The sequence below is a fragment of the Acidovorax sp. Root568 genome, assembly GCF_001427445.1.
Lineage (GTDB): Bacteria > Pseudomonadota > Gammaproteobacteria > Burkholderiales > Burkholderiaceae_C > Acidovorax > Acidovorax delafieldii.
On record NZ_LMGP01000001.1, the window covers coordinates 523,075 to 546,082 of the forward strand.

The window sequence follows — 23,008 nt, forward strand, 5'->3', positions numbered from 1 at the left end:
GTTCTCAGCGCGGGTCGTGTGCCCGCAGCCTCTGCACCAGGGTCTTGAGATCCGCCTGCAGCCGCGCCATGCCCTCGGGCATCTGCGCGAGCGTCTGCTCGTCCATGTAGAGCTTGCGGTTGATCTCGACCTGGATGCTGTGGCGGTGCTGCGCGGGGTTGCCGTAGCGGCGCACCAGCTCCACGCCCTTGTAGGGGTGGTTGTATTCGACGCTATAGCCGCATGCGCGCAGGTGCTCGCAGATCAGTGCCGACAACGCCGGGCTGGCCGTGGTGCCATCGCGGTCGCCCACCACAAAGTCGGCATGTTCCAGCCCCGGAAACTCGGTGGCAAAGCGCCCAGCCACGGCGGGCATGGAGTGGCAGTTGAGGTGGATGCTGTAGCCGTGGCGCGCATGGGCGGCATCGATGGCCTGGGCCACGGCGGCGTGGTACGGGCGCCAGCAGCGGTCGATGCGCGCACGCACCTCGGCCACAGTGAGCTGGCGCTGGTAGATGGGTTCGCCCTGGTCGGTGAACTTCCAGATCAGCCCCTTGCCCAGGCGCACCTTGCTGAGCACCTTGGGATCGGTGGAGATGGGGTCGGGCCAGTCGCCGTCGAGCAGGCTGGTGTCCAGCTCGGTCGTATCGCGATTGGCGTCCAGGTAGATGCGGGGGAAGTGGGCTTCGACCCAGGCCACGCCGAGCGCGGGGGCAAAGGCGTAGATCTTTTCGACGTGCGTGTCTTCGGCCCGGCGCAGCGTGGCCAGGTCGAGGGCGGAACCAAAGTCGTCGGGGTACCGGGTGCCGCTGTGGGGGGAGTCGAGCACCAGCGGTGTGCTGCCGGGCACCGCAGTGACGGTGGCGGGTTGTGTGGCAAGCCCCGGCGAGCCGGTGACGCCGGGCTGGGCCTGCTGGAAGCGGTGGTGGATCAGTTTCAAGGCTGCATGCATAGGCAGAGTGTGCGCAAAGGAGGGCGGCTGGCCTAGCCGCCCAGACCGGGATGTGACTATGGTTATCCCTGAGACCTTGAGCAGGCCCGGGAAGCAGGCGTGCCTGCGTTGTCTCACCATCCCAGCTGTGGCCGTCCCCGGGCCCAGGGCCCGGGGGAATCAGGTCAATCGAGCACCACCTTGGCGTAGGCCGCCACGCGCTTCATCTTGTCGATCTCGCTGGCGATCTGGGCCGTGAATTCCTTGGGTGTGGTGCCCGAGGGGTAGAGGCCCTGGCCTGCCAGGCGCTCGCGCACAGCGGGCTCCTTCAGGGCCTGGGCGACGGCTTGCTGGATGCGCTCTGCCGCCGCCGGGGGCGTGCCCGCAGGGGCCACCAGACCAAACCATGAAGGCTCGTTGGCCTGCTTGTAGCCCAGCTCGGCGTAGGTGGGCACATCGGGCAACACATCCAGCCGCTCGGGCCACGACACCGCCAGCGCCTTGAGCTTGCCCGATTTGACGTGCGGGAGCGACGAAGCCACCTGGTCAAAGTACACCGCCACCTGGCCCGCCAGCACGTCGTTGATGGCCGGGCCTGCACCACGGTAGGGGATGTGCACCATGGAGGTGCCGGTGCTGCTCTTGAACAGCTCGCCCCACATGTGGCCGATGGTGCCGTTGCCGGGGGTGGCGTAGGACACCTTGCCGGGGTTGGCCTTGAGGTACTTCACCAGCTCCGCAAAGTCCTTGACGGGCACCACGGCCGGGTTGATCACGATGACGCCCGGGGCCTTGACGATCTCGGTCACGCCGATGAAGTCCTTGGTCGGGTGGTAGGGCAGCTTGGTGTACACGGCGGGATTCACGCCATGGGTGGACAGCGTGGCCACGCCCAGGGTGAGGCCGTCTGCCGGCGCGCGGGCGACTTCGGCCATGCCGATGGAGCCGCCTGCGCCGCCCCGGTTTTCCAGCACCACGGGCTGCTTGAGGATGCGCGCCAGCGACTCTTGCAGGCTGCGGGCCGTGATGTCCGTGGCGCCCCCGGGCGGGAACGGAACGATGATGCGCAGGGGCTTGCCCTCTTGCGCCAAAGACATTCCGGGAGCGAAAGATACGGCGGCCAGTGCTGAGAGCAGGTGACGGCGTTGCATGGGCGTTTCTCCTATGGGTTGCATTGAGGTTAAAGGATTCAATGCGCTCTACCAAGCAATGGATATGCCTGATAACATTCCCATTTGGAATGATTTGATTACTTACTATGTCATCCCTTCGCCGCCTCTCGCCACCCGTTCACCTGCTGCGGGCTTTTTCCACGGTGACGCGGTTCGGCGGGGTGTCCCGCGCGGCCGAGGCCCTGCACCTCACCCAAAGCGCGGTCAGCAAACAGGTCAAGGAACTGGAGACCTGGGTGGGCGTGCCACTGTTCGAACGCAGCCGCAAGCGCCTGGCGCTCACCCCCGCCGGCGAGCGCTACGAAAAGGCGGTGCGTGGCGTGCTGGCGCAGCTGGAGGCCGCCACGCTGGAGCTGATCACCAGCGATGACGGTGGGGGGGCGCTGCACCTGTCCAGCCTGCCCACGTTTGCGGCCAAATGGCTCATCCCACGCCTGCCGCAGTTCCAGCAGCAGCACCCGCAAATCACGCTGCACTTTGTGCCCTATGTGCACAGCTACGACTTCACCCGCCCCGAACTGGACTGCGCCATCCTGTTCGGCGACGGCCACTGGCCCGGCGCGCACGCCCACCACATCACGGGCAACGAGGTGGCGCTGATCGCTCCCCGCACCAAGGTGGCCGACTGGCCCATCCGCACCCCGCGCGATGTGGCCCGCTACACGCTGCTGCGCCACGTGACCGTGCCCGAGGCGTGGTTGCGCTGGAGCGAGACGCACGGGGTGGAGGGCCTCATCGACCCGCTGGCCGGGCCGCAGTTCGACCAGTTCCAGACCATGATCCGCGCCGTGATGGCGGGCATGGGCCTGGCGCTGGTGCCGCGCTGCCTGGTGCAGGATGAAATCACGGCAGGCCTGGTGCGCGAGCCCCTGCCCGACGCCGACCTGCGCGGCGGTTACCGGAGTGATGTGGGCTACTGGTTCTGCTACCCCGAAGGCCGCACGCAGCTGCACGCGCTGCAGTGCTTCAGGGAATGGCTGCTGGCATGCGCCGAGCCGATGGGGGCTCAGGCACCCGTATCGCCGCCCGCATAGGCCTCCAGCCCAATGGCCACCACGGTGGCCACGTCATGGCCCACCTCGGCGCGGAACTCCGCCTCGGCCTGCGCCACGGCATCCCGGAACGCTTGCAGCCACGCCAGGCCGGTGGGCGTGAAGCACACGCGGCGCGCCCGCGCATCCAGCGGGTCGGCCTCGCGCGTGACCAGCCCCCATGCCTCGCACTGGTCCACCAGGTTGGCCATGGCCTGCTTGGTCATGCCCGCGCGCTGGGCCAGATCGGTCAACCGGTCGCCCTGCAAGGCCAGGTGCCGGGTGATGTGCACGTGCGCAGCCGTCACCTGGTCGCGTGCCGCCAGGTTGGACAGCGCCAGCGGCACCTCCACATTGCGCGCCATGAGCTGCAGCACCCGCGCGTCGAAGCGGCGCAGGGCGCTGCCCATCAGGCGGCCCAGGTGGGTCTGGCGCCAGCGGTCGTCAGGTCCCGGGGCGGGCGTGGCAAGGGGGGCGGCTGGAGAAAAATCGGCCATGCGATATTGTCAGGCAAACTGACTAAAAATCGCTTTATCTGGATTTCATTGCTCGCATAAACTACTGTTCAAGCATCCAGCCTGTGATTAACCGCAGAGCGATGCAAGCATCCAACCTGTTGTTTTTCAAGGAGTTTCTCATGGACGTCGCAGTCAAAGGCACCAACCCCGCATTGCCCGTGAACACGGAAAAGGCCAAGGCCCTGGCCGCCGCGCTCGCCCAGATCGAGAAGCAATTCGGCAAGGGCACGATCATGCGCCTGGGTGAAGGCGAGGTGATCGAGGACATCCAGGTCGTCTCCACCGGCTCGCTGGGCCTCGATATCGCGCTGGGCGTGGGTGGCCTGCCCCGTGGCCGTGTGGTCGAAATCTATGGCCCGGAATCGTCGGGCAAGACCACGCTCACGCTGCAGGTGATTGCCGAAATGCAAAAGCAAGGCGGCACCTGCGCGTTTGTCGACGCAGAGCACGCCCTGGATGTGCAGTACGCCCAGAAGCTGGGTGTGCAGCTGTCCGACCTGCTGATCAGCCAGCCCGACACCGGCGAGCAGGCGCTGGAAATCGTGGACAGCCTGGTGCGCTCCGGCGCCGTGGACCTGATCGTGGTGGACTCGGTGGCTGCGCTCACGCCCAAGGCCGAAATCGAAGGCGAGATGGGCGACGCCCTGCCCGGCCTGCAAGCCCGCCTGATGAGCCAGGCGCTGCGCAAGCTCACCGCCACGATCAAGAAGACCAACTGCATGGTCATCTTCATCAACCAGATCCGCATGAAGATCGGCGTGATGTTCGGCTCGCCCGAAACGACGACCGGCGGCAATGCGCTCAAGTTCTACGCCTCGGTGCGCCTCGACATCCGTCGCACCGGCACGATCAAGAAGGGCGACGAAGCCATCGGCAACGAGACCAAGGTTAAGGTGGTCAAGAACAAGGTGAGCCCGCCCTTCAAGACGGCCGAGTTCGACATCCTGTTCGGCGAGGGCATCAGCCGCGAGGGCGAGATCATCGACATGGGCGTGACGGCCAAGATCGTGGAAAAGAGCGGTGCCTGGTACGCCTACAACGGCGAAAAGATCGGCCAGGGCCGTGACAACGCGCGTGAGTTCTTGCGCGAAAACCCCGACCTGGCCCGCGAGATCGAGAACAAGGTGCGCGAAGGCCTGGGCATTGCGCTGCTGCCTGGCGCACTGCAGGCCCCAGCAGCGGCTGCGGACGAGTGATTTCGGTTTTTGAAGGCAAATAGCCTGCAGGCGCTCATATCATATGCGTCTGTAGCTATTGAAAATATAGCATTTGGTCAGTCATGGGATTCACTGCGCTCTCGCTCAAGGGCCGTGCGCTGCGGCTGCTGAGCCAGCGGGAGCATTCGCGCGCCGAGCTGCAGCGCAAGCTCGCGCCGCATGTGCAGGAGGGCGAAGACCTGGAGGCTGTGCTGGACGACCTGCAGGCCAAGGACTTCATCAGCGAGGCCAGGGTGGTGGAGTCGGTGCTGAACCGGCGCGCCGGCCGCCTCGGTGCTTCGCGCATCCGGCAGGAGCTGCAGTCCAAGGGGCTGGGCGCAGGGGCTGTGCAGCAAGCAGTGGCCCAGCTGCAGGGCAGCGAACTGGAGCGTGCCCGCGAGGTGTGGCGCCGCAAGTTTGGTGAACCCGCCGCTGATCCGCAAACCCGCGCCAAGCAGATGCGGTTTTTGCTGGTGCGGGGGTTCTCGGGCGATGTGGCGCGGCGCGCGGTGCTGGGTGCCGATGCGTCTGACGAGGGCTGACCGCCACGCCAACAAGCGGGGCATCGGTCCCGCTTCCTGATGCGCTCGGACGTGTTTACACGCCCAGCATCAATTGCAGGTTCTGCACTGCAGCGCCACTGGCGCCCTTGCCCAGGTTGTCCAGGCGCGCGATGACCACGGCCTGCCGGTACTGCTCGTTGGCAAACACGCGCAGCTCCAGCTTGTTGGTGTCGGTCAGCGTGTCGGCGGCCAGCTTCAAATCGTCGGTGGGGGGCGGCACGCTGACCCATTGTTCTGGCGTGTTGGTGCGGCTGTAGTGGCTGGCCAGCACGTCGTGCAGGTCGCTGGCCTTGGGGGCTCCGGGCAACAGGTCCAGGTGCAGCGGCATCTGCACCAGCATGCCCTGGCGGAAGTTGCCCACCGCAGGGATGAACACCGGGCGGCGTGTGAGCCCGGTGTAGCGCAAGATTTCGGGGATGTGCTTGTGCGTCAGGCCCAGGGCATAGGCTTCATACGGCGCTGCAGTGCCTGCCTCGTAGGCTTCGATCATGGTGCGGCCGCCGCCGGAGTAGCCCGAGACCGAGGGCAGGCTCAATGGGTAGTCCGCAGGAATCAGGCTCGCATCGACCAGCGGGCGCAGCATGGCAATCGCTCCAGTGGCGTAGCAGCCGGGATTGGAGACGCGGGTGGCGTCGCGCACCGCTTGTGTCTGCGCTGGTGCGAGTTCCGGAAACCCGTACACCCAACCATCGGCCGTGCGGTGCGCCGTGCTGGCATCGATCACCTTGACCTTGCGGCCCGAGCTGCGCTCGATCTCGTCCACCATCGCCACGGTGTCGCGCGCAGCGTCGTCGTGCAGGCACAGCACCACCAGATCCACCCCCGCGATCAGGTCGCGCTTGGCGGCCGGGTCTTTGCGCAGCTCAGGCGCAATGCTGACCAGCTCGATCTGCGGCATGGCCTGCAGGCGCTCGCGGATCTGCAGGCCTGTGGTACCGGCTTCGCCATCAATAAAGACTTTGGACATGGAGGTGCTCCTGCAAAAAGGTGGCAGCGTCTGCCGGATAGAAAAGGGGGGATGGGAAGGCTATCAGGCCAGCCCAGGGTGTAAGTTAGGCACAAGGATGGTGCGTTGCAGCATGATACAGTCGCGGGTTGCCATGTCCCAAGCCCGCGGCCAGACATCTGTTCATGGTAAACGGGTAACTACCACCCTTCCCTGAGAGAGACCTCATGAAGATTCACGAATACCAAGGCAAGGAAATCTTGCGCAATTTTGGTGTGCCCGTTCCGCGTGGCATTCCCGCATTCACGGTGCAAGAAGCCGTGGAAGCAGCCCAGAAGCTCGGCGGCCCCGTGTGGGTGGTCAAGGCCCAGATCCACGCCGGTGGCCGTGGCAAGGGCGGCGGCGTGAAGGTTGCCAAGACCATTGACGACGTGAAAGCACGCGCCAGCGAAATCCTGGGCATGCAGCTGGTCACGCACCAGACTGGCGCTGAGGGCCAGAAGGTCCGCCGCCTGTACATCGAAGACGGCGCCGACATCAAGAACGAACTGTATGTGTCGCTGGTCACTGACCGCGCCACGCAGAAGGTCGCCCTGATCGCTTCGAGCGAAGGCGGTATGGACATCGAGGAAGTGGCCCACTCCACGCCCGAGAAGATCATCACCGAGATGATCGACCCGCTGACCGGCATCACCGAAGCGCAGAGCCGCAAGGTGGCAGCAGCCATCGGCCTGACCGGCGCTTCCATCGACCAAGCAGTAGACATCTTCGCCAAGATCTACATGTGCTACATGGACACCGACGCGTCGCTGGTGGAAATCAACCCCCTGAACTGCGACTCCAAGGGCAACCTGATGGCCCTGGACGCAAAGTTCAACTTTGACGCCAACGCGCTGTTCCGCCACCCCGAAATCGTGGCCTTCCGTGATCTGGACGAAGAGGATCCAGCCGAAGTGGAAGCCTCCAAGTTCGACCTGGCCTACATCAGCCTCGACGGCAACATCGGCTGCCTGGTGAACGGCGCCGGCCTGGCCATGGCCACCATGGACACCATCAAGCTGTTCGGCGGCGAGCCGGCCAACTTCCTGGACGTGGGCGGCGGTGCCACCCCCGAGAAGGTGACTGAAGCCTTCAAGATCATGCTGAAGAACCCCAAGGTCGAAGGCATTCTGGTCAACATCTTCGGCGGCATCATGAAGTGCGACACCATCGCCACCGGCGTGATCACAGCTTGCAAGGCCGTGAACCTGAACGTGCCGCTGGTCGTGCGCATGAAGGGCACGAACGAAGAGCTCGGCAAGAAGATGCTGGCCGAGTCTGGCCTGCCCATCATTGCCGCAGACACCATGGCCGAAGCTGCGACCAAGATCGTTGCTGCCGTCAAGTAAGCCCGGAGAACACACATGTCGATCTACATCAACAAAGACACCAAGGTCATCACCCAGGGCATCACGGGCAAGACTGGCCAGTTCCACACCGAAAAGTGCCAGGAATACGCGAACGGCAAGAACTGCTTCGTGGCGGGCGTGAACCCCAAGAAGGCGGGCGAGTCGATCTTCAACATCCCGATCTACGCCTCCGTCAAGGAAGCCGCCCAGCAGACCGGTGCCACCGTGTCGGTGATCTATGTGCCGCCCGCAGGCGCTGCGGACGCGATCTGGGAAGCTGTCGAAGCCGACCTGGACATGGCCATCTGCATCACCGAAGGCATTCCGGTCAAGGATATGCTGATGGTGCGCAACAAGATGAAGGCCAAGGAAGCCGCTGGCGGCAAGAAGACGCTGCTGCTGGGCCCCAACTGCCCTGGCCTGATCACGCCTGACGAAATCAAGATCGGCATCATGCCCGGTCACATCCACCGTAAGGGCCGTATCGGTGTGGTGTCCCGCTCGGGCACGCTGACGTACGAAGCCGTGGCCATGTTGACCGAAGTCGGTCTGGGTCAATCGAGCGCCGTGGGCATTGGTGGCGACCCCATCAACGGCCTCAAGCACATCGACGTGATGAAGGCTTTCAACGACGATCCAGACACCGACGCCGTGATCATGATTGGCGAAATCGGCGGTCCGGACGAAGCCGAAGCCGCCCAGTGGTGCAAGGCCAACATGAAGAAGCCTATCGTGGGCTTCATCGCTGGCGTGACCGCCCCTCCCGGCAAGCGCATGGGCCATGCCGGCGCGCTGATCTCCGGCGGCGCTGACACGGCCGATGCCAAGCTCGCCATCATGGAAGAGTCGGGCTTCGTCATCACCCGCAACCCTTCGGAACTGGGCAAGCTGCTCAAGGCCCAGCTGAAGTAAGCGGGCTGTCGCCGTCCCGTCCGTAAGCACAATTACGGACGCGGCGCTCGGCACAGACCGCTAGACTGGCGGCTCCAACAAAAAGAGAAGCGCTCGGAACCCCGGTTCCGGGCGCTTCTTGCATTCATAACAGTGGAGTCAGTCATGGAGTTTCTGCAAAGCGCCGATTTCTGGATCGGCCTGGTGAAGATCGTCTGGATCAACATCATTCTTTCGGGCGATAACGCGGTGGTCATCGCGCTGGCAGCCCGGTCCCTTCCCCCCCATCAGCAAAAGAAAGCCGTGTTCTGGGGCTCTGGCGCTGCCGTGGTCTTGCGGATTCTGCTGACCGTTGTGGCTGCCAAGCTGCTAGAGCTGTCGTTCCTGCAGATCGTGGGCGGTTGTCTGCTGCTGTGGATCGGCTTTCAGCTGCTCAGCGACGACGAGGAGGACGAGGGCGAGTCCAAAACCTATGGCAGCCTGATGGCCGCCGTCCGCACCATCCTCATCGCCGACTTGGTGATGAGCCTGGACAACGTGATCGCTGTGGCGGCTGCGGCCCAGGGCAACGTGGTGCTGCTGGTGTTGGGCTTGGCCATCAGTATCCCGCTGGTGATTTTCGGCAGCACCCTCATGATCAAGCTCATGGAGCGTTTCCCTGTCATCGTGGTGCTCGGCGCCGCGCTGATCGGCTGGGTGGGTGGAGAAACCATCGCCAGCGATGCCATCTTGCATGACTACGCAGTGGCGCACCCTGCGCTGCACTATGTAGCAGCCGCACTGGGCGCCGCGCTGGTGGTGGGCGTGGGCAAGTTCTGGCGCAAGGGATCCAACAGCGCATCCGCGACCTGAGGGTTGCAGCCCAAGGGGCTTGCACGGAGGTGCAACCCCTCTTTAAGGCCAGCGACTGACAAAAATGGCATGGCGCTGGCGTCCCATCCCGGGGTTGCGTGACAAGAACGACACGGAACGCCACCCCCGCTGCCCATTCGCTCCGAATCTCCTCTTTTCAATGGTCCTGAGGCCCTTGGACTGCATGGGCGCAGTTATTGCTTCAAATCCACCCAATACTGAGTGGAATAACAGCAAGTGGGACGAAAAACCTCGGCGCGGCGGATGGATGGATGGCGTACCGATGGCTTTTGGGGCGGATTGGTGGCACTGGCCGTAGCGGGCCTGTGTGCGGTCACGGGCGCATCGTTGTCACTCGAACACAAGCTCTACGACGCCGCCATCCGCACCTCGTCCCCCGCCCCGTTGGCCGACGTGGTGATTGTGGGCATCGACGATGCCAGCTTGGCCGCTCTGGGGCCGTGGCCCTGGTCGCGTGACATCCACGCGCGCCTGGTTGATGGCCTGTCAGCGGCTGGTGCCCAAACCGTTGTTTACACCCCCCCACTCACACAGCCCCAGAACGACAGGGGCTTGGGTTACCTGAGAAAAATCCGCGAAACCCTTGCCGCTGCGCCTGAGGGAACCGCACTGACGGCCGAGCTCGGCCGTGTGGTGGGTGAGGCAGAAGCTGTACTCGACAGCGATGCGCGTCTGGCAGCCTCCATACAGCGGGCGGGCAACGTGCTCCTGGCTTCGCGTTATGAAAGTGGCGGGGCTGCTGCGCCCCTGCCGTCGTACGTGCGTCGCAGCACGTTGCCCGACCCGGGTGCTGCTGCAACCCCGATGCAGTCGGCGCAGCACCCCATCCCGTCGTTGGGCGCGGTGGCGGCTGGGGTGGGGCACTTGTATGCAGAGGCTGACCTGGATGGGCGTGTGCGCCAGGTTCCACTGCTTCTTCGCTACGACAGCGTGGGGGTGCCGTCCTTGGCGTTGCTGGCGGCGCAACACAGCCTGCATCTGGGGTTGGGTGATATCCGCGTGGTCGATGCGCCTGCGGGGCTGCGGCTCGGAGGGCTGAACGTTGCCACCAATGCAGGCGCCGTGCTGCGTCCCCGCTGGCAAGTGGCTGGCGATGGAGCGGGCACCTTCCGTATTCTGTCGGCTGCCAGCGTGCTCGATGGAACCGTCGCCGCCGGTAGCTTGCGGGGCAAGATCGTGTTGGTGGGCGAAATGGCGGAGAAGCTGGGCGCCCCAGGGGCGCAGCTGGGGGAGCATGCTGCCTATCCGGTGGAGGTTTTGGCGCAAACCTTGTCATCCGTTCGCCTCGGGCTGGGCGTGACAGAGCCAGCCTGGGCTAGTCCGGTCGCTTGGCTGGTGTTGGCGCTGGGGGGGGGGTATCTGGTGCTGTTGGCGCCGCGTTTGGCGCGCCCCGTCGGGATGGGGGTCGGTGCGGCGCTCGTGCTCACTGTTGTCATCGCCCAATGGACCCTTTTGCGCTATGGGGGGTTGTGGGTTCCGTTGTTGCTGCCAGTGCTGGCTGTATTGGCTGGTACTACCGTGGTGGTGCTTTTGCACCGTGGCCGGCTGAGTGACGCCTCCGGACGTTCCGCAGAAGCCGCCGAGGCGGACCGCATGATGGGCTTGGCCCTGCAGGGCCAGGGACAACTGGATATGGCCTTTGAGCGCCTGCGCAAGGTACCTGCCAGCGACGCGCTTCTGGACAATCTCTACCATCTGGCGGAGGATTTCGAGCGCAAGCGCCACTTCGGCAGGGCGCAGACGGTCTACGAACATATCCTGCGCCATGACCGGCACTACAAGGACGCCCGCATCCGCTACAAGCGTGCCAAGGCTCAGGCACAAGGTGGCGCGCAAACTCCGCAGGGCGCCACAGACTCTTTGCCGGGTGCCGGCGCTGCAGCGCCCCGCCTGCCAGGCGATGCGAGTGTCGGCGTGCCCATGTTGGGGCGCTACCAGATTGATCGCGAAATTGGCAAAGGCGCCATGGGAGTGGTGTATCTGGGACGCGACCCGAAGATCGGCCGCGTCGTAGCCATCAAGACTCTGGCCTTGGGGCAGGAGTTCGAAGGTGACGCCCTGATCGATGCGCGCGCACGGTTTTTCCGAGAGGCCGAAACTGCAGGCCGATTACAGCATCCGAACATCGTCACCATTTTTGATGCCGGTGAGGAGCATGACTTGGCCTATATCGCCATGGAGTTCCTGAAGGGTCAGGACCTGACCCATGTCTGTGGCCAGGACCGGCTGCTGCCGGTCCCCACCGTGCTCTCCATTGCAGCCAGGGTGGCTGATGCACTGGACTATGCCCATGCCCACAATGTGGTGCACCGCGATATCAAGCCCGCCAACATCATGTTTGACAGCGGGACAGACGCGGTCAAAGTGACGGACTTCGGTATTGCCCGCATCACGGATTCGAGCAAGACCCGTACGGGGCTGGTTCTGGGAACACCCAGTTTCATGTCTCCGGAGCAACTGGCGGGAAAGAAAGTAGATGGGCGCTCCGACCTTTATTCGCTGGGCATCACCCTCTTCCAGTTGTTGACGGGCACGCTGCCGCTGCGGGGCGCGTCCATGACCGAGCTGATGCACAAGATCGCGAGCGTGGAGGCGCCCGATGTGCGCCAGCTGCGCCCCGAACTCTCAGCCGCAGTGGCCAGGGTGGTGGCGCTGTCGTTGCAAAAGCGGCCAGAGACGCGTTATCAGACCGGGCGGCAGTTCGCGGCGGATCTGCGGCAGGCCATGGCCGGCGATGCCCGATTCAGCCCTGAACCAGTCGTCTATGATGCGGACCGCGATGCAACAGGGCAAGAAATGGCGGATTTTCAGGAAACCGTGATGGAGCCCCCCGCTGTGCGGGGTGCGGCAGCCCCGCCGATTTCGGGCGCCCCATGACGCACGCCCCCACATCCATGACCTACGAATTCACTGCGCGGACCGACAAGGGCCGCGTGCGTTCCAACAACGAAGACGCGGTAGCCGTTGACCGCGATGCGCAGGTCGCGATATTGGCCGATGGCATGGGCGGCTACAACGCGGGCGAAGTGGCCAGTGGCATGGCCACCACCTTCATCCGTACCGAAATGGCCCGCTGGTTGGCCCAAGCCGGCGCGAGTCCCCAGTCCACGGACGTGCGCCGGGCGCTGGAAATCTGCGTGGAAAACGCCAATCACGCCATTCTGGGTGCATCTCTCTCCAATCCGCAGTACGCGGGCATGGGTACGACGCTGGTGGTTGCCGTGTTCCACGGCAGCCGCCTGATCCTGGGACATATTGGCGATTCGCGCTGTTACCGTCTGCGTGATGGTGCTTTGCAGCAAATCACGCGCGACCATTCCTGGTTGCAGGAACAGGTCGATGCGGGGCTGCTGACGGCGCAGCAGGCGGCCATGTCTTCCAATCGCAATCTGGTGACTCGGGCCTTGGGTGTGGAGCCCAATGTGCTGATGGAAGTCAACGAGTTTCAGGTGGCGCCGAATGATCTGTTTCTGCTCTGTTCCGATGGGCTCACCGACATGGTGTCCGATTCGGATCTGGCGGAGCTTGTGCGGGCGCCCATGCCTTTGGAGGAAAAAGCGACACTGCTCATAGACACCGCCAACGCCAACGGCGGTCGTGATAACGTGAGCGTGCTGCTGGTGCAGGCTGCCGCTGGGGGCAAGAAGCGTGGCCTCATGTCCCGATTGCTAGGGGCCTCTTGAACGGCCCGAACTACAACAATTCATCACATCAGGAGTGGATCATGCCGAGAATGATCGTTTCAATCGACGGCGTTGTCATCAAGGAAGTGCAGCTGACCAAGGAGCGGACCACGCTGGGCCGGCGCCCCTACAACGACATCGTGATCGACAACCTTGCGGTGAGCGGTGAGCATGCCGTGCTCCATATGGTGGGACAGGATGTGGAGATTGAAGACCTGGGCAGCACCAACGGCACTTATGTGAACGCCAAGGCCGTCAAGCGCCAGGAGTTGCGCAATGGCGATACAGTGGAAGTGGGCAAGTACAAGATTCGGTTCCTCCAGGACGCCGAAGGGCAGAACTTTGAGAAGACCATGATCTTCAAGCCCGGAATGGTGCCGCCTGCGGTCGCCGCTGCCAGGCCCGCTCCGGCCGCGCCCGCGCCAGCCCCGATTTCGGCCGTGATTCGGGTCATGTCCGGTGCTGCTGCGGGGCGTGAAGTGTCGCTGCAGAAGGTGGTCACCACGATTGGAAAGCCGGGTGTGGCTGTGGCTTCCATCACCAAGCGGCACCAGGGTTTTGTCTTGGCCCATGTCGAAGGACCGGACATGCCGCTGCTCAACGGCGCTGCCATTGGTGCATCGCCGGTTCCTCTGAAGCACGGTGATCGCCTGGAACTGGCTGGCACCGAGATGCAGTTCGAGCAAAGCTGAAACTCTGCAAAAGGCTCGCATCTTCGCTGCGGGCCCTTGCTGACTGGACACTCTAATTCCTGCGCGTGGACCTATGTTGCAGTCCTTGTCGCAGCTGTTCCTCCGACGCTGGCAACGCATCGCAGTCACGCTGATACCGCTGGTTTTTGCGTTGCTGCATGTGGCCGACGTGCTCCACTTGCAGGTGTTGGAGAGACTGGACAACATCATCTACGACACCCGCCTGCGGGTGACCATGCCTCGAACGCTGGACGAGCGCATCGTCATTGTCGACATCGACGAGAAAAGTCTGGGGCGTGTGGGCCAATGGCCCTGGCGCAGGGACAAAATGGCCGCGCTGGTGCGTGAACTGTTTGAGCGCCAGCAAGTGTCGGTCATCGGGTTTGACGTTCTGTTTGCCGAGGCCGACGAGAGTTCAGGTCTCTCTACGTTGCAAGAGCTGGCCCAAGGCCCTTTGCGCAGTCAGCCGGCCTTCCAGGAGCAACTGAAAAGACTGGCACCGTCGCTGGACTATGACGCGCTTTTTGCGCAGTCCTTGCGTGGGCAGCCCGTGGTGCTGGGTTATTACCTGTCGGGCGAAGACCGCGATGGCATCATGAAAGGCATGCTGCCGGACCCTGCTCTCCCGTTGGAGCGCTTACGGGGCCTGCCGCTGGGAGCAACCACTTGGCGCGGCTATAGCAGCAATATCGAGGCATTGACCCGCGCAGCGCCTGCTGCGGGGTTCTTCAACTCCATCACGGACGAGGACGGGGTCGTTCGCTCCTTGCCATTGTTGGCCGAGTACCAAGGGCAGTATTACGAGTCGCTGGCGCTGGCCATGTTCCGCACAGCCATCGGGTTGCCAGAAATCCATCCGGGCTTTGTGAACCCCACACCCGTTGGGACGCATGATTTGCTGCAAAGCATCGTGTTGCTCCAGGACGGTCGCACGCTGGCACTCCCTGTAGACCAGCAACTGGCCACCCTCATTCCTTATCGGGGACCGGGAGATGCCAAAGGGGGCTCCTTTCGGTACATCTCAGCGTCGGACGTTCTGGATGGCGTGCTCCCACCGGGCCAGCTCAAGGATCAATTGGTGCTGGTCGGGTCCACCGCGCCTGGCTTGCTCGATTTGCGTGTGACGCCAGTGGGCAGAACTTACCCTGGCGTAGAAACCCATGCCAACGTGTTGTCGGCATTTCTGGATGGCAAAAGCATCGTCCGGCCCGACTACGCCGCTGGGTTCGATGTGCTGCAGCTCCTCTGCGCAGGGCTACTTTTGGCGGTGGCATTGCCGCTCTTGTCTGCATCGTCAGCGGTCTTGCTGAGCGCTGGCGTGGTTTCTGCGCTCGTGGGGCTGAACCTTTGGATGTACATCGCGCAGGGGTTGGCGTTGCCGCTGGCTACGGCGGTGGTGATGTCCATGCTGGCCTTTGCGCTCAACATGGCCTACGGTTATTTTGTGGAAAGCCGGTCCAAGCGCGAACTCGCAGCGCTGTTCAGCGCCTATGTGCCTCCAGAGCTGGTGGCCGAAATGGTCAAGCAGCCGGAGCACTACAGCATGCAGGCCACCAACCGGGAGCTGACGGTGATGTTCTGCGACATGCGCGGCTTTACCGCCATGTCCGAGCGGATGGAGCCTTTGCAGCTGCAAGGGTTGTTGAATGAAGTATTTAGCAAGCTCACCCATATCATCCGCAGCCACCGCGGCACCATCGACAAATACATGGGCGACTGCGTCATGGCTTTTTGGGGGGCTCCAGTGGTCACGCCGGATCATGCCCAACTGGCAGTGGCTGCGGCCCTGGAAATGTCACAGGCTATTGGCCAAATCAACGCCAATCATCGCCAGCGCGGTTTGCCCGAGATCGGGGTGGGCATTGGGCTCAACACCGGGGTTATGTGCGTGGGTGACATGGGCTCTGACATCCGGCGCAGCTATACGGTCATCGGCGATGCCGTCAACCTTGGCTCCCGCCTGGAGGGGCTGTCCAAGCACTACGGTACTTCGATCGTGGTGAGCGAATCTGCCATGCAGCTCGCCCCTCAGTTTGTATGGCAGGCCATGGACCGCGTGCGTGTCAAAGGCAAGGCCCAGGCAGTGCCGATTTACCAGCCCCTCGCACACCGGGGGCAGCTACCCACCGATCTCGCTGAAGAACTGGCTGTGTGGGAGGGTTTTCTGCGTGCCTACGCAGCACAAGAATGGGCACAATGCGACAAACTGATGGGGCAGTTGCGAGGCCTTAAATCTCACTGCATCCTGTACGAGTTGTATGCGGCACGGGTCGAAGGCCTGCGTAATTTGCCTTTCAACCCGGATTGGGATAGCGCCACCAATTTCGACACCAAGTAGAAGGCTTGACATGAAGGTTCGCGTGCTGGGGTGCTCCGGCGCTATCGCCAAGGACTGTCGCACGACATCGTTCTTGATTGGTGACAGCATCTTGCTCGATGCTGGCACTGGCGTGGGCGACCTCACGCTGGAAGAGATGGCCAAGATTGACCATGTGTTGCTGACCCACTCCCACCTGGACCACATCGCCGCGCTGCCCCTGATGCTCGACGCGGTGTCGTCACAGCGCCGTCACCCGGTTCGGGTACACGCCCTGGCTGCCACCATCGCGGCGTTGCAGACGCATGTGTTCAACAACGTTATCTGGCCAGATTTCAGCGCCATACCTTCTACCGCATCCCCGTTTTTGCAGTATCGAACCTTAGTCACCGGCGATGTGCTGAGCATAGCTGGCACCCAAATTGAGGTGCTATCCGCCCACCACGCCGTACCCGCCGTAGGCTTTGCAGTGCAGGGCGACACCGGTTGGTGGGTGTTCAGTGGTGATACAGAGCGCAATCCTGCGTTCTGGAACCGCATCAATGCGCTGCCGGTAGCTTGCCTGGTAATCGAAACCGCCTTCAGCAACCGCGAACGTGATCTGGCTCGCCGCAGCATGCATCTCTCGCCCGAGACTCTGGCGCAGGAACTGGCGCTCATCCCGGGCACGGAGCGCTATCCCGTTTACATCACGCACACGAAGCCTTCGGAGACATCGCTCATCATGGACGAGATAACGCAACTCGACTGCACTATTGGCATTCCGCACCGCCCGCATGACGTTCGTTGGTTGGTTGCAGGCCAGATGATCGAGGTTTGAATATTGCTTAGACGATTGTGACAATACTGATCGACAAAAATGTAATTTCTAAGGACTGCGGAGGTCGGTGGCTTTGGAGGAACTTACCCCGGTGCTCGATATCGCTAGCTGGAGTCGCCGAGGTTGCTATGAATGGGGTCTTTTTTTAGGTGAGTGCGCGAAAAGACGCTTGACTTATGGTTTGGTGATTGGCCGAGGCGGGCGTTTTCTGCCGCTTGGATGTTCTAAGTAGCTGCTTGAAGTGATTGTGACTTGTTCCAGCGTGTAGGCACGGCGATTGCATAGCAACAGCGCATTTGCAACTTTCCTAGGAGTTTTTCATGAAGCGCACTCTGCAAAAGGGTTTTACCCTGATCGAATTGATGATCGTTGTGGCAATCATCGGTATCTTGGCCGCCGTGGCTCTGCCTGCGTACCAGGACTACACCATCCGCGCCAAGGTGTCTGAAGTCATTCTGGCAGGCTCTGCCTGCCGCACTAGCATTACCGAAACTATTCAGACTATTTCTAGTAATGTACTTCCTGCTGCCGACACTTGGGGTTGCGAGCAAAATACTGCAAATACTGCAGCAAGCAAGGTGACGAAGTACGTCCAGTCTATCAAAACAAATAATGCGGGCGCTGTGACAATTACATCGTCTGATGATGTGAGTCTCAAAGAAGCAGCCAGCAAGACGATTGTTATGACTCCGTATTTGACTGAAACGACGGCTATTGCTAACGGTGATACGAACAAGGTGGTTTACAAGTGGGTTTGTGGACCTGCTGGTGGTGCGCCCATGCCTGCCAAGTACTTGCCGGGCTCTTGCCGCGGTTAATGGTTGGGTTGTAAAAGTCGTCCCATAGGGCAGACGTCCTTCTGACAAAGCGGTGTGCCTATGGGCGCACCGCTTTTCTTATTGCGGCATTCATTTCTGGGATGATGACTCTGGTGAAAGAAAAATTGCTCCTATGGACCGGGGTGGCACTGTGTCTTGCGTACCTGCTACCGAACCACTATTCCCCGTGGTTGAGCTTTCATCAGGAGTTGGTGGCAGCCATTGCATTCGCTCCCTTGTTGGCGTGGGCGAGTACCCGGGCCTCGGAGGTTCCAGCGATTACCTATGGCGCCGTCCTGTTGGCCTTGGTTCCTCTGCTGCAAGTTGCCAGTGGGCAACTGTACTTCGCCACCGATGGCTGGATGTCCTGCCTCTATCTCATGGGTTTTGCATTGTCTGCCCACGCAGGTGCGCAAGGGGCATTCACTCCACTGCCGGGTCGACGTTCGTTCCAATCACCGGTCGAAGTGATATGGATAGCAATGCTATTCGCCGCGCTTCTTTCTGCAGGCCTTGCATTCCACCAATGGCTTATCCCGACTTATCGGGGTATTTACATTGCAGAAATTCCACCAGAAAGCCGTCCATTTGGTAATCTTGCCCAGCCGAATCAATTGGCGACACTTCTGCTTCTGGGGATCGCAGGTCTTGTCTATCTTTGGGAGGCTGGCCGATTGCGCAGGCTTTACGCGATGGCTGCGCTTTTTCTACTGTTGTGGGCATTGGTCATGACCGGCTCACGCTCTGTGCTGTTAGCGCTTCTCTGGTTTCTGCCCGCATATGCGTTGATGCGCAAGCGGTGCCACTTACGGACTAAGCCGGTGGCCGTGATCTTTGGCGTGGCTTTCTACTTCGTGATAACTTGGTTGTGGCCAATGTTGGATGAGATATTGCTGCTGAATACAGCGGGCATCAATACGGCCGTGGAACGTATGGGCACTCCGGGCATCCGCCGGGTCATATGGTGGTCCATGTTGGATGCTGTCAGCCGAGCCCCCTGGTTTGGTTACGGATGGGGGCAAATAAGTCTCGCCCAAATCGCGGGTACTCTGAATCATGCGCCGACCCACCTTGTGCTTGAAAGCTCCCACAACTTGTTTCTTGATCTTGCACTGTGGAACGGGTTGCCGATTGCTGTTCTGGTGATTGCTGGGCTCGCATGCTGGTTGGTGCATCAAGCAAGAGCTTGTAACGATCCCATGAGGTGGGTGACGCTTGTGGGTGTTGGGTTTGTGTTTAGTCATGCCATGGTCGAATACCCCTTGAGCTATGCGTATTTTTTGCTACCTGTTGGTTTCTTTATGGGGGCACTGTCTATTGCACAAGGAGTTCCGTCGCGCTTTAACTCGGCAGGTCCAAAGAGGCGCTTCGCAAGATGGGCATTGATCGTTACGGGCACTTTTACTGCTGGGTTGGCAGTCTCTGTTGCCATTGAATACTTCCCACTTGAGTCAGATTGGAGTCTGATGCGCTACCAAGAGGCGAGGATTGGAAGCCGGGAGATGACAGAGCCTCCCGCCGCTCTAGTCCTGACCAGCATTCAAGAATTCCTGCGATTTTCTCGCAGTGAGGCTCGGTCTGACATGACCGACCAGGCATTGGAAGCCATGCGCCGTAGCTCGGAGCGATTTGCTTATGCCGCGCCGATGTTTAAATATGCTCTCGCTCAAGCACTCAATCACCGCTCAGAGGGGGCAGTCACTACACTGCAAAAACTATGCTCGATGCAGCCGCGCAGTGTATGCATAAGTGCCCAAAAAGAGTGGAACGACCTAGCAAAAAACCGCTACCCCCAACTACTGCAGATTGCTTTCCCTGACGCTGGCGCAATACAGTGAAGTGTGCTGACTGCTGCTACGCGGGTAGCGAGATCTGCCCCCGCGTGGAAGCACGCTACATATTGGTATGTGTCTCTAGACTGTTCCCTATGGCGCAAATTGCGGCATGTCAGCTGGCTACAAAGCTTCCTGACTTGCCACCATGCTTTTCAAGCACGCGCACGTCATGGATCGACATGCCACGGTCCACCGCCTTGCACATATCGTAGATGGTCAGCAGCGCAATCTGTACGGCTGTGAGGGCTTCCATTTCGACGCCAGTAGGGCCCACTGTCTCCACCGTTGCGGTGCAAAAAATGCCATGAGCGCCAATCTTGGAAATATCTGATGCTTCAAACTCAATAGTGATGCGTGTCAACGCCAACGGATGGCACAGCGGAATCAGATCGCTGGTTTTCTTGGCGCCCTGAATGCCAGCGATCCGAGCTATTCCCAAGACATCACCTTTCTTGGCTGTGCCCGCCTGCACCAGTGCGAGGGTCTCTGGCTGCATGGCAATACGACCAAATGCAATTGCAATGCGATGGGTAGCGGGCTTGGTGGCCACGTCGACCATATGGGCCTGGCCTTGAGCATCAAAGTGGGTTAGGGCAGACATGCGGTAAAAATGAGATGACAAGCAGTAACCGTGGAACATTGAATAAGCGAAAGCATCATACGACCATGCACCATTGGAAGGGGCGCCTGCGCGCTGGTGGAATTCATTTGGGTATCAGTTTGAGCGTTGCTTTGCTGGCAGCACTGCTGGTACTTGGCTTGTGGTATCCGTATCCTTATCGAGAGATATCTGGTGGCCGTACGCTTTTTGTGCTGATGGTGGGGGTGGACGTTGTGATGGGACCGCTTCTCACCCTCGTCATCTTCAATCGTGCTAAGCCGCGCAAAGAGCTGGTTATGGACTTTACGGTTGTGGCGTTGCTGCAGCTAGTAGCCCTGGGCTATGGCCTGTGGACTGTTTTCGCAGCCAGGCCTGTACATATGGTGTTCGAGTACACCCGAATGACTGTGGTTCACGCGGTTGATGTAGATGCCAGTCTACTGGATCAAGCTCCTGTCGCGCTTCGGTCGCTGCCTTTGAGGGGGCCGACACCGATTGCGCTGCGCCCATTCAAGGACGCATCTGAACAGTTTGATGCAACGATGTCGGCCATTGGCGGTGTACCGTTGGCGGCTAGGAGTGATCTTTGGCAAGCTTACGAAGACAGCCGGGCAAACATTCTGCGTGAGGCGAGACCGGCGTCTGAATTACTGGTGAGATTTGCCAGCCAAGCAGCTTCGATCAACATGGCCCTTCAAGATGCAGGCCGGCCGATCCACCAGCTTCGCTACCTGCCGCTGGTCAGCCGGGATAAGGTTTGGACAGTGCTTCTAGACGCCACCACAGCGCAACCACTGGCGTTCATGCCAATCGACTCCTTCTGAATCTCAGCCGCATGTTTGACAACGTTCGGACCAATCTCTCAAGGAAACTGGGCGCTGCCACCTTCATGCTAGGGGTGTATTTGGTGACGGGATTTGTGCATGTTGATGCCCAATCCTACCTCCCTACCCTCGGCGACACCAGCGACCTCACTACCAGCGCCGAGCGCCGCTTGGGCGACCGCATCATCCGCGAGTTGTACCGCGACCCAGACTACGTTGATGACCCGGTCGTGGCCGACTATGTGCAGGGAATCTGGCAGCCTCTCCTTTCAGCGGCCAAGACACGCGGTGAACTTAGCATCGAGCTGGACGAACGCTTTGCCTGGGAAATCCTGCTGGGACGCGATCACACGGTGAATGCTTTCGCTTTGCCCGGTGGGTACCTCGGGGTGCATCTGGGGTTGATCGGTGTGGTGGCCACGCGCGATGAACTGGCCTCGGTACTGGCGCACGAGCTGAGCCATGTGACCCAGCGTCACATCTCGCGACTGATCACGCAGCAGAGCAAGCAGACGCCCTTGCTGCTGGGGGCCATGGTGCTGGGTGCACTTGCGGCCAGCAAGAACCCGGGCGCCACGCAGGCCCTGGTCGTGGGAGGCCAAGCCTTGGCCATTCAGAATCAGCTCAATTTCTCGCGGGACATGGAGCGTGAGGCGGACCGCATTGGCTACGGGCTGATGGCCCCCGCGGGTTTTGCGCCCCAAGGGTTTGTGAGCATGTTTGAAAAACTGCAGCAAGCTAATCGACTCAATGACAATGGGTCGTGGCCCTATTTGCGCAGCCACCCGCTGACCACGGAGCGCATGGCAGACATGCAGTCGCGCATCCCTCCGGGTGCAGCATCTGCGCCGGGCGCAGCAATGCAGGCTTCCAGCGAACACGCCATGGTGGCTGCGCGGGCGCGTGTGCTGTCTAACCCCGGAGTGGATACCTTGCGCCAGTGGATCGCGGAGCCCAAGGGCTCCGCGTTTCAGTCGCAGCCGCTGCCACGACGGGCCGCCGCGCTGTATGCGGCGGCGTTGGCAAGCAGCCAGTTGCGTGATGCGGCAAATGCGCGTCTGATCGCGCGCCAACTGGACGACTTGGTGCGGCAGGACGCCGCTGCGCATCGCCTAGCGCGCCTGTTGGTGGCAGAGACCGAATTGGCAGCTGGCGATGCATCTGCGGCCCTGCCGTCCATTCCAGATGGCAACAACGCACGCAGGCCAGAACTTTTGCTGCGTACCCAAGCCCTGTTGCGCGCCAACCGACCTGCTGACGCCACGCAAGCCTTGCAAACCTGGGTGGCAACCCACCCCAAGGATGCGACTGTATGGCAACTACTGGCGTCCACCTGGCAAGCACAAGGCCAGGCGCTCAGGGCGATTCGTGCCGAGGCAGAAGCGCATGCTGCGCGCTATGACTATGCCGCCGCTGTAGACCGGTTCAAGGCCGGCCAGGATATGGCTCGCCGAGGCGGTGCGGCGGTGGACCATATCGAGGCCTCCATCATCGACACGCGTCTGCGTGCGATGGAGTCACTTCTTCGCGAACAGGCCGCCGAGCGCTGATTCGATGACCAGGCCCAGCACCGAGTAGATCAGCGAACCCAGCAGCGCAGCGCCAAAACCGGCGACGTGGAAGCCGTCCAGCACGCTTGCCGCTGCCCAGAACATGAGTGCGTTGATGACGAAGAGAAACAGCCCGACCGTAACGATGGTGACGGGTAAAGTGAGTACGACCAGCACCGGTCGCAGCACCACATTGAACAGGCCGATCACGAAGGCCGCGATCAGCGCCGAGGTGAAGCTTTTCACTTCCACACCGCTGTAGATGTAAGCCACAAACAGCAGCGATGCAGCGCTGAGCAGCCATTTCAGAAGAAGTCGCATGGCCGGAGAATAGCACTGGCCTGCTGTACTGCAATCGCTGGATGTGGCTTGCCGGCCCA

21 protein-coding genes are annotated in these 23,008 nt (G+C 61.5%); 15 read left to right on the forward strand and 6 right to left on the reverse strand.

Translation table 11 applies throughout. From position 1 onward, the window contains the following. Nucleotides 1-4: 4 nt before the first annotated feature. Both ASD75_RS02395 and ASD75_RS02400 read right to left on the reverse strand, forming a co-directional pair. Entirely contained in the window at nt 5-931 is a 927-nt protein-coding gene (locus ASD75_RS02395; protein WP_056742804.1) for an N-formylglutamate amidohydrolase, read from the reverse strand. A 164-nt stretch (nt 932-1,095) separates the two neighbouring features. After that, the gene (locus ASD75_RS02400; protein WP_056057580.1) at nt 1,096-2,061 is read right to left on the reverse strand and encodes a tripartite tricarboxylate transporter substrate binding protein BugE; all 966 of its coding nucleotides are present in this window, start codon (nt 2,059-2,061) and stop codon (nt 1,096-1,098) included. 107 nt (nt 2,062-2,168) lie between these two features. Between ASD75_RS02400 and ASD75_RS02405 the strand changes: the two genes are divergently transcribed. Next, a complete protein-coding gene (locus ASD75_RS02405) occupies nt 2,169-3,116 on the forward strand; it encodes a LysR substrate-binding domain-containing protein (RefSeq protein ID WP_056742806.1) in 948 nt (315 codons plus the stop codon). Here ASD75_RS02405 and ASD75_RS02410 read toward each other — a convergent pair. Next, nucleotides 3,089-3,610, reverse strand: coding sequence for a MarR family winged helix-turn-helix transcriptional regulator (locus tag ASD75_RS02410; protein ID WP_056742807.1), 522 nt, complete (start codon nt 3,608-3,610; stop codon nt 3,089-3,091). The genes ASD75_RS02405 and ASD75_RS02410 overlap by 28 nt on opposite strands. A 140-nt stretch (nt 3,611-3,750) precedes the next feature. Between ASD75_RS02410 and recA the strand changes: the two genes are divergently transcribed. Together recA and recX are read left to right on the forward strand one after the other, a co-directional pair. Beyond that, nucleotides 3,751-4,827 (forward strand): recombinase RecA, encoded by a 1,077-nt coding sequence (gene recA / locus ASD75_RS02415; RefSeq protein ID WP_056057577.1) that lies wholly within the window; start codon nt 3,751-3,753, stop codon nt 4,825-4,827. An 83-nt stretch (nt 4,828-4,910) separates the two neighbouring features. Beyond that, nucleotides 4,911-5,369, forward strand: coding sequence for a recombination regulator RecX (recX, locus tag ASD75_RS02420; RefSeq protein ID WP_056742809.1), 459 nt, complete (start codon nt 4,911-4,913; stop codon nt 5,367-5,369). A gap of 55 nt (nt 5,370-5,424) precedes the next feature. On the opposite strand, the gene argC is transcribed toward recX, so the two are convergent. Next, nucleotides 5,425-6,357 carry an N-acetyl-gamma-glutamyl-phosphate reductase gene (argC, locus tag ASD75_RS02425; RefSeq protein ID WP_056742812.1) on the reverse strand — a complete coding sequence of 311 codons (933 nt, stop codon included), beginning with the start codon at nt 6,355-6,357 and terminating at the stop codon, nt 5,425-5,427. 206 nt (nt 6,358-6,563) lie between these two features. Between argC and sucC the strand changes: the two genes are divergently transcribed. The 10 genes from sucC (at nt 6,564) to ASD75_RS02475 (ending at nt 19,656) form a co-directional block, all read left to right on the forward strand. Further along, a complete protein-coding gene (sucC, locus tag ASD75_RS02430) occupies nt 6,564-7,724 on the forward strand; it encodes an ADP-forming succinate--CoA ligase subunit beta (protein ID WP_056742813.1) in 1,161 nt (386 codons plus the stop codon). 15 nt (nt 7,725-7,739) lie between these two features. Next, nucleotides 7,740-8,636, forward strand: coding sequence for a succinate--CoA ligase subunit alpha (gene sucD, locus ASD75_RS02435; RefSeq protein WP_056742815.1), 897 nt, complete (start codon nt 7,740-7,742; stop codon nt 8,634-8,636). 144 nt (nt 8,637-8,780) lie between these two features. Continuing rightward, a complete protein-coding gene (locus ASD75_RS02440; RefSeq protein ID WP_056056608.1) occupies nt 8,781-9,467 on the forward strand; it encodes a TerC family protein in 687 nt (228 codons plus the stop codon). Between the two features lie 264 nt (nt 9,468-9,731). Beyond that, the gene (locus ASD75_RS02445; protein WP_235511523.1) at nt 9,732-12,365 is read left to right on the forward strand and encodes a CHASE2 domain-containing serine/threonine-protein kinase; all 2,634 of its coding nucleotides are present in this window, start codon (nt 9,732-9,734) and stop codon (nt 12,363-12,365) included. Between the two features lie 17 nt (nt 12,366-12,382). Next, nucleotides 12,383-13,171, forward strand: coding sequence for a Stp1/IreP family PP2C-type Ser/Thr phosphatase (locus ASD75_RS02450; RefSeq protein ID WP_116748326.1), 789 nt, complete (start codon nt 12,383-12,385; stop codon nt 13,169-13,171). A 41-nt stretch (nt 13,172-13,212) separates the two neighbouring features. Next, nucleotides 13,213-13,863, forward strand: a complete 651-nt coding sequence (locus ASD75_RS02455) for an FHA domain-containing protein (RefSeq protein ID WP_056056604.1) — start codon at nt 13,213-13,215, stop codon at nt 13,861-13,863. A 73-nt stretch (nt 13,864-13,936) separates the two neighbouring features. Continuing rightward, entirely contained in the window at nt 13,937-16,201 is a 2,265-nt protein-coding gene (locus tag ASD75_RS02460) for a CHASE2 domain-containing protein (RefSeq protein WP_056742821.1), read from the forward strand. Nucleotides 16,202-16,211: 10 nt separating this feature from the next. Next, on the forward strand, nt 16,212-17,000 hold the full coding sequence (locus ASD75_RS02465) for an MBL fold metallo-hydrolase (protein WP_056742823.1): 789 nt from the start codon (nt 16,212-16,214) through the stop codon (nt 16,998-17,000). A gap of 320 nt (nt 17,001-17,320) precedes the next feature. Beyond that, complete coding sequence (locus ASD75_RS02470; RefSeq protein ID WP_056742825.1) at nt 17,321-17,818, forward strand: pilin; 498 nt, start codon at nt 17,321-17,323, stop codon at nt 17,816-17,818. 101 nt (nt 17,819-17,919) lie between these two features. Beyond that, nucleotides 17,920-19,656 (forward strand): PglL family O-oligosaccharyltransferase, encoded by a 1,737-nt coding sequence (locus tag ASD75_RS02475; RefSeq protein ID WP_056742827.1) that lies wholly within the window; start codon nt 17,920-17,922, stop codon nt 19,654-19,656. A gap of 109 nt (nt 19,657-19,765) precedes the next feature. Here ASD75_RS02475 and moaC read toward each other — a convergent pair whose 3' ends face one another. Beyond that, nucleotides 19,766-20,254, reverse strand: coding sequence for a cyclic pyranopterin monophosphate synthase MoaC (gene moaC / locus ASD75_RS02480; RefSeq protein ID WP_056742829.1), 489 nt, complete (start codon nt 20,252-20,254; stop codon nt 19,766-19,768). 65 nt (nt 20,255-20,319) lie between these two features. Here moaC and tfpZ point away from each other — a divergent pair, with 65 nt between their 5' ends. Both tfpZ and ASD75_RS02490 read left to right on the forward strand, forming a co-directional pair. Then, on the forward strand, nt 20,320-21,078 hold the full coding sequence (tfpZ, locus tag ASD75_RS02485) for a TfpX/TfpZ family type IV pilin accessory protein (RefSeq protein WP_056742831.1): 759 nt from the start codon (nt 20,320-20,322) through the stop codon (nt 21,076-21,078). Nucleotides 21,079-21,143: 65 nt separating this feature from the next. Then, entirely contained in the window at nt 21,144-22,628 is a 1,485-nt protein-coding gene (locus ASD75_RS02490) for a M48 family metalloprotease (RefSeq protein WP_056742833.1), read from the forward strand. Here the strand turns inward: ASD75_RS02490 and ASD75_RS02495 are convergent. Continuing rightward, nucleotides 22,596-22,949, reverse strand: coding sequence for a phage holin family protein (locus ASD75_RS02495; protein ID WP_056056593.1), 354 nt, complete (start codon nt 22,947-22,949; stop codon nt 22,596-22,598). The genes ASD75_RS02490 and ASD75_RS02495 overlap by 33 nt on opposite strands. Nucleotides 22,950-23,008 lie beyond the last annotated feature (59 nt).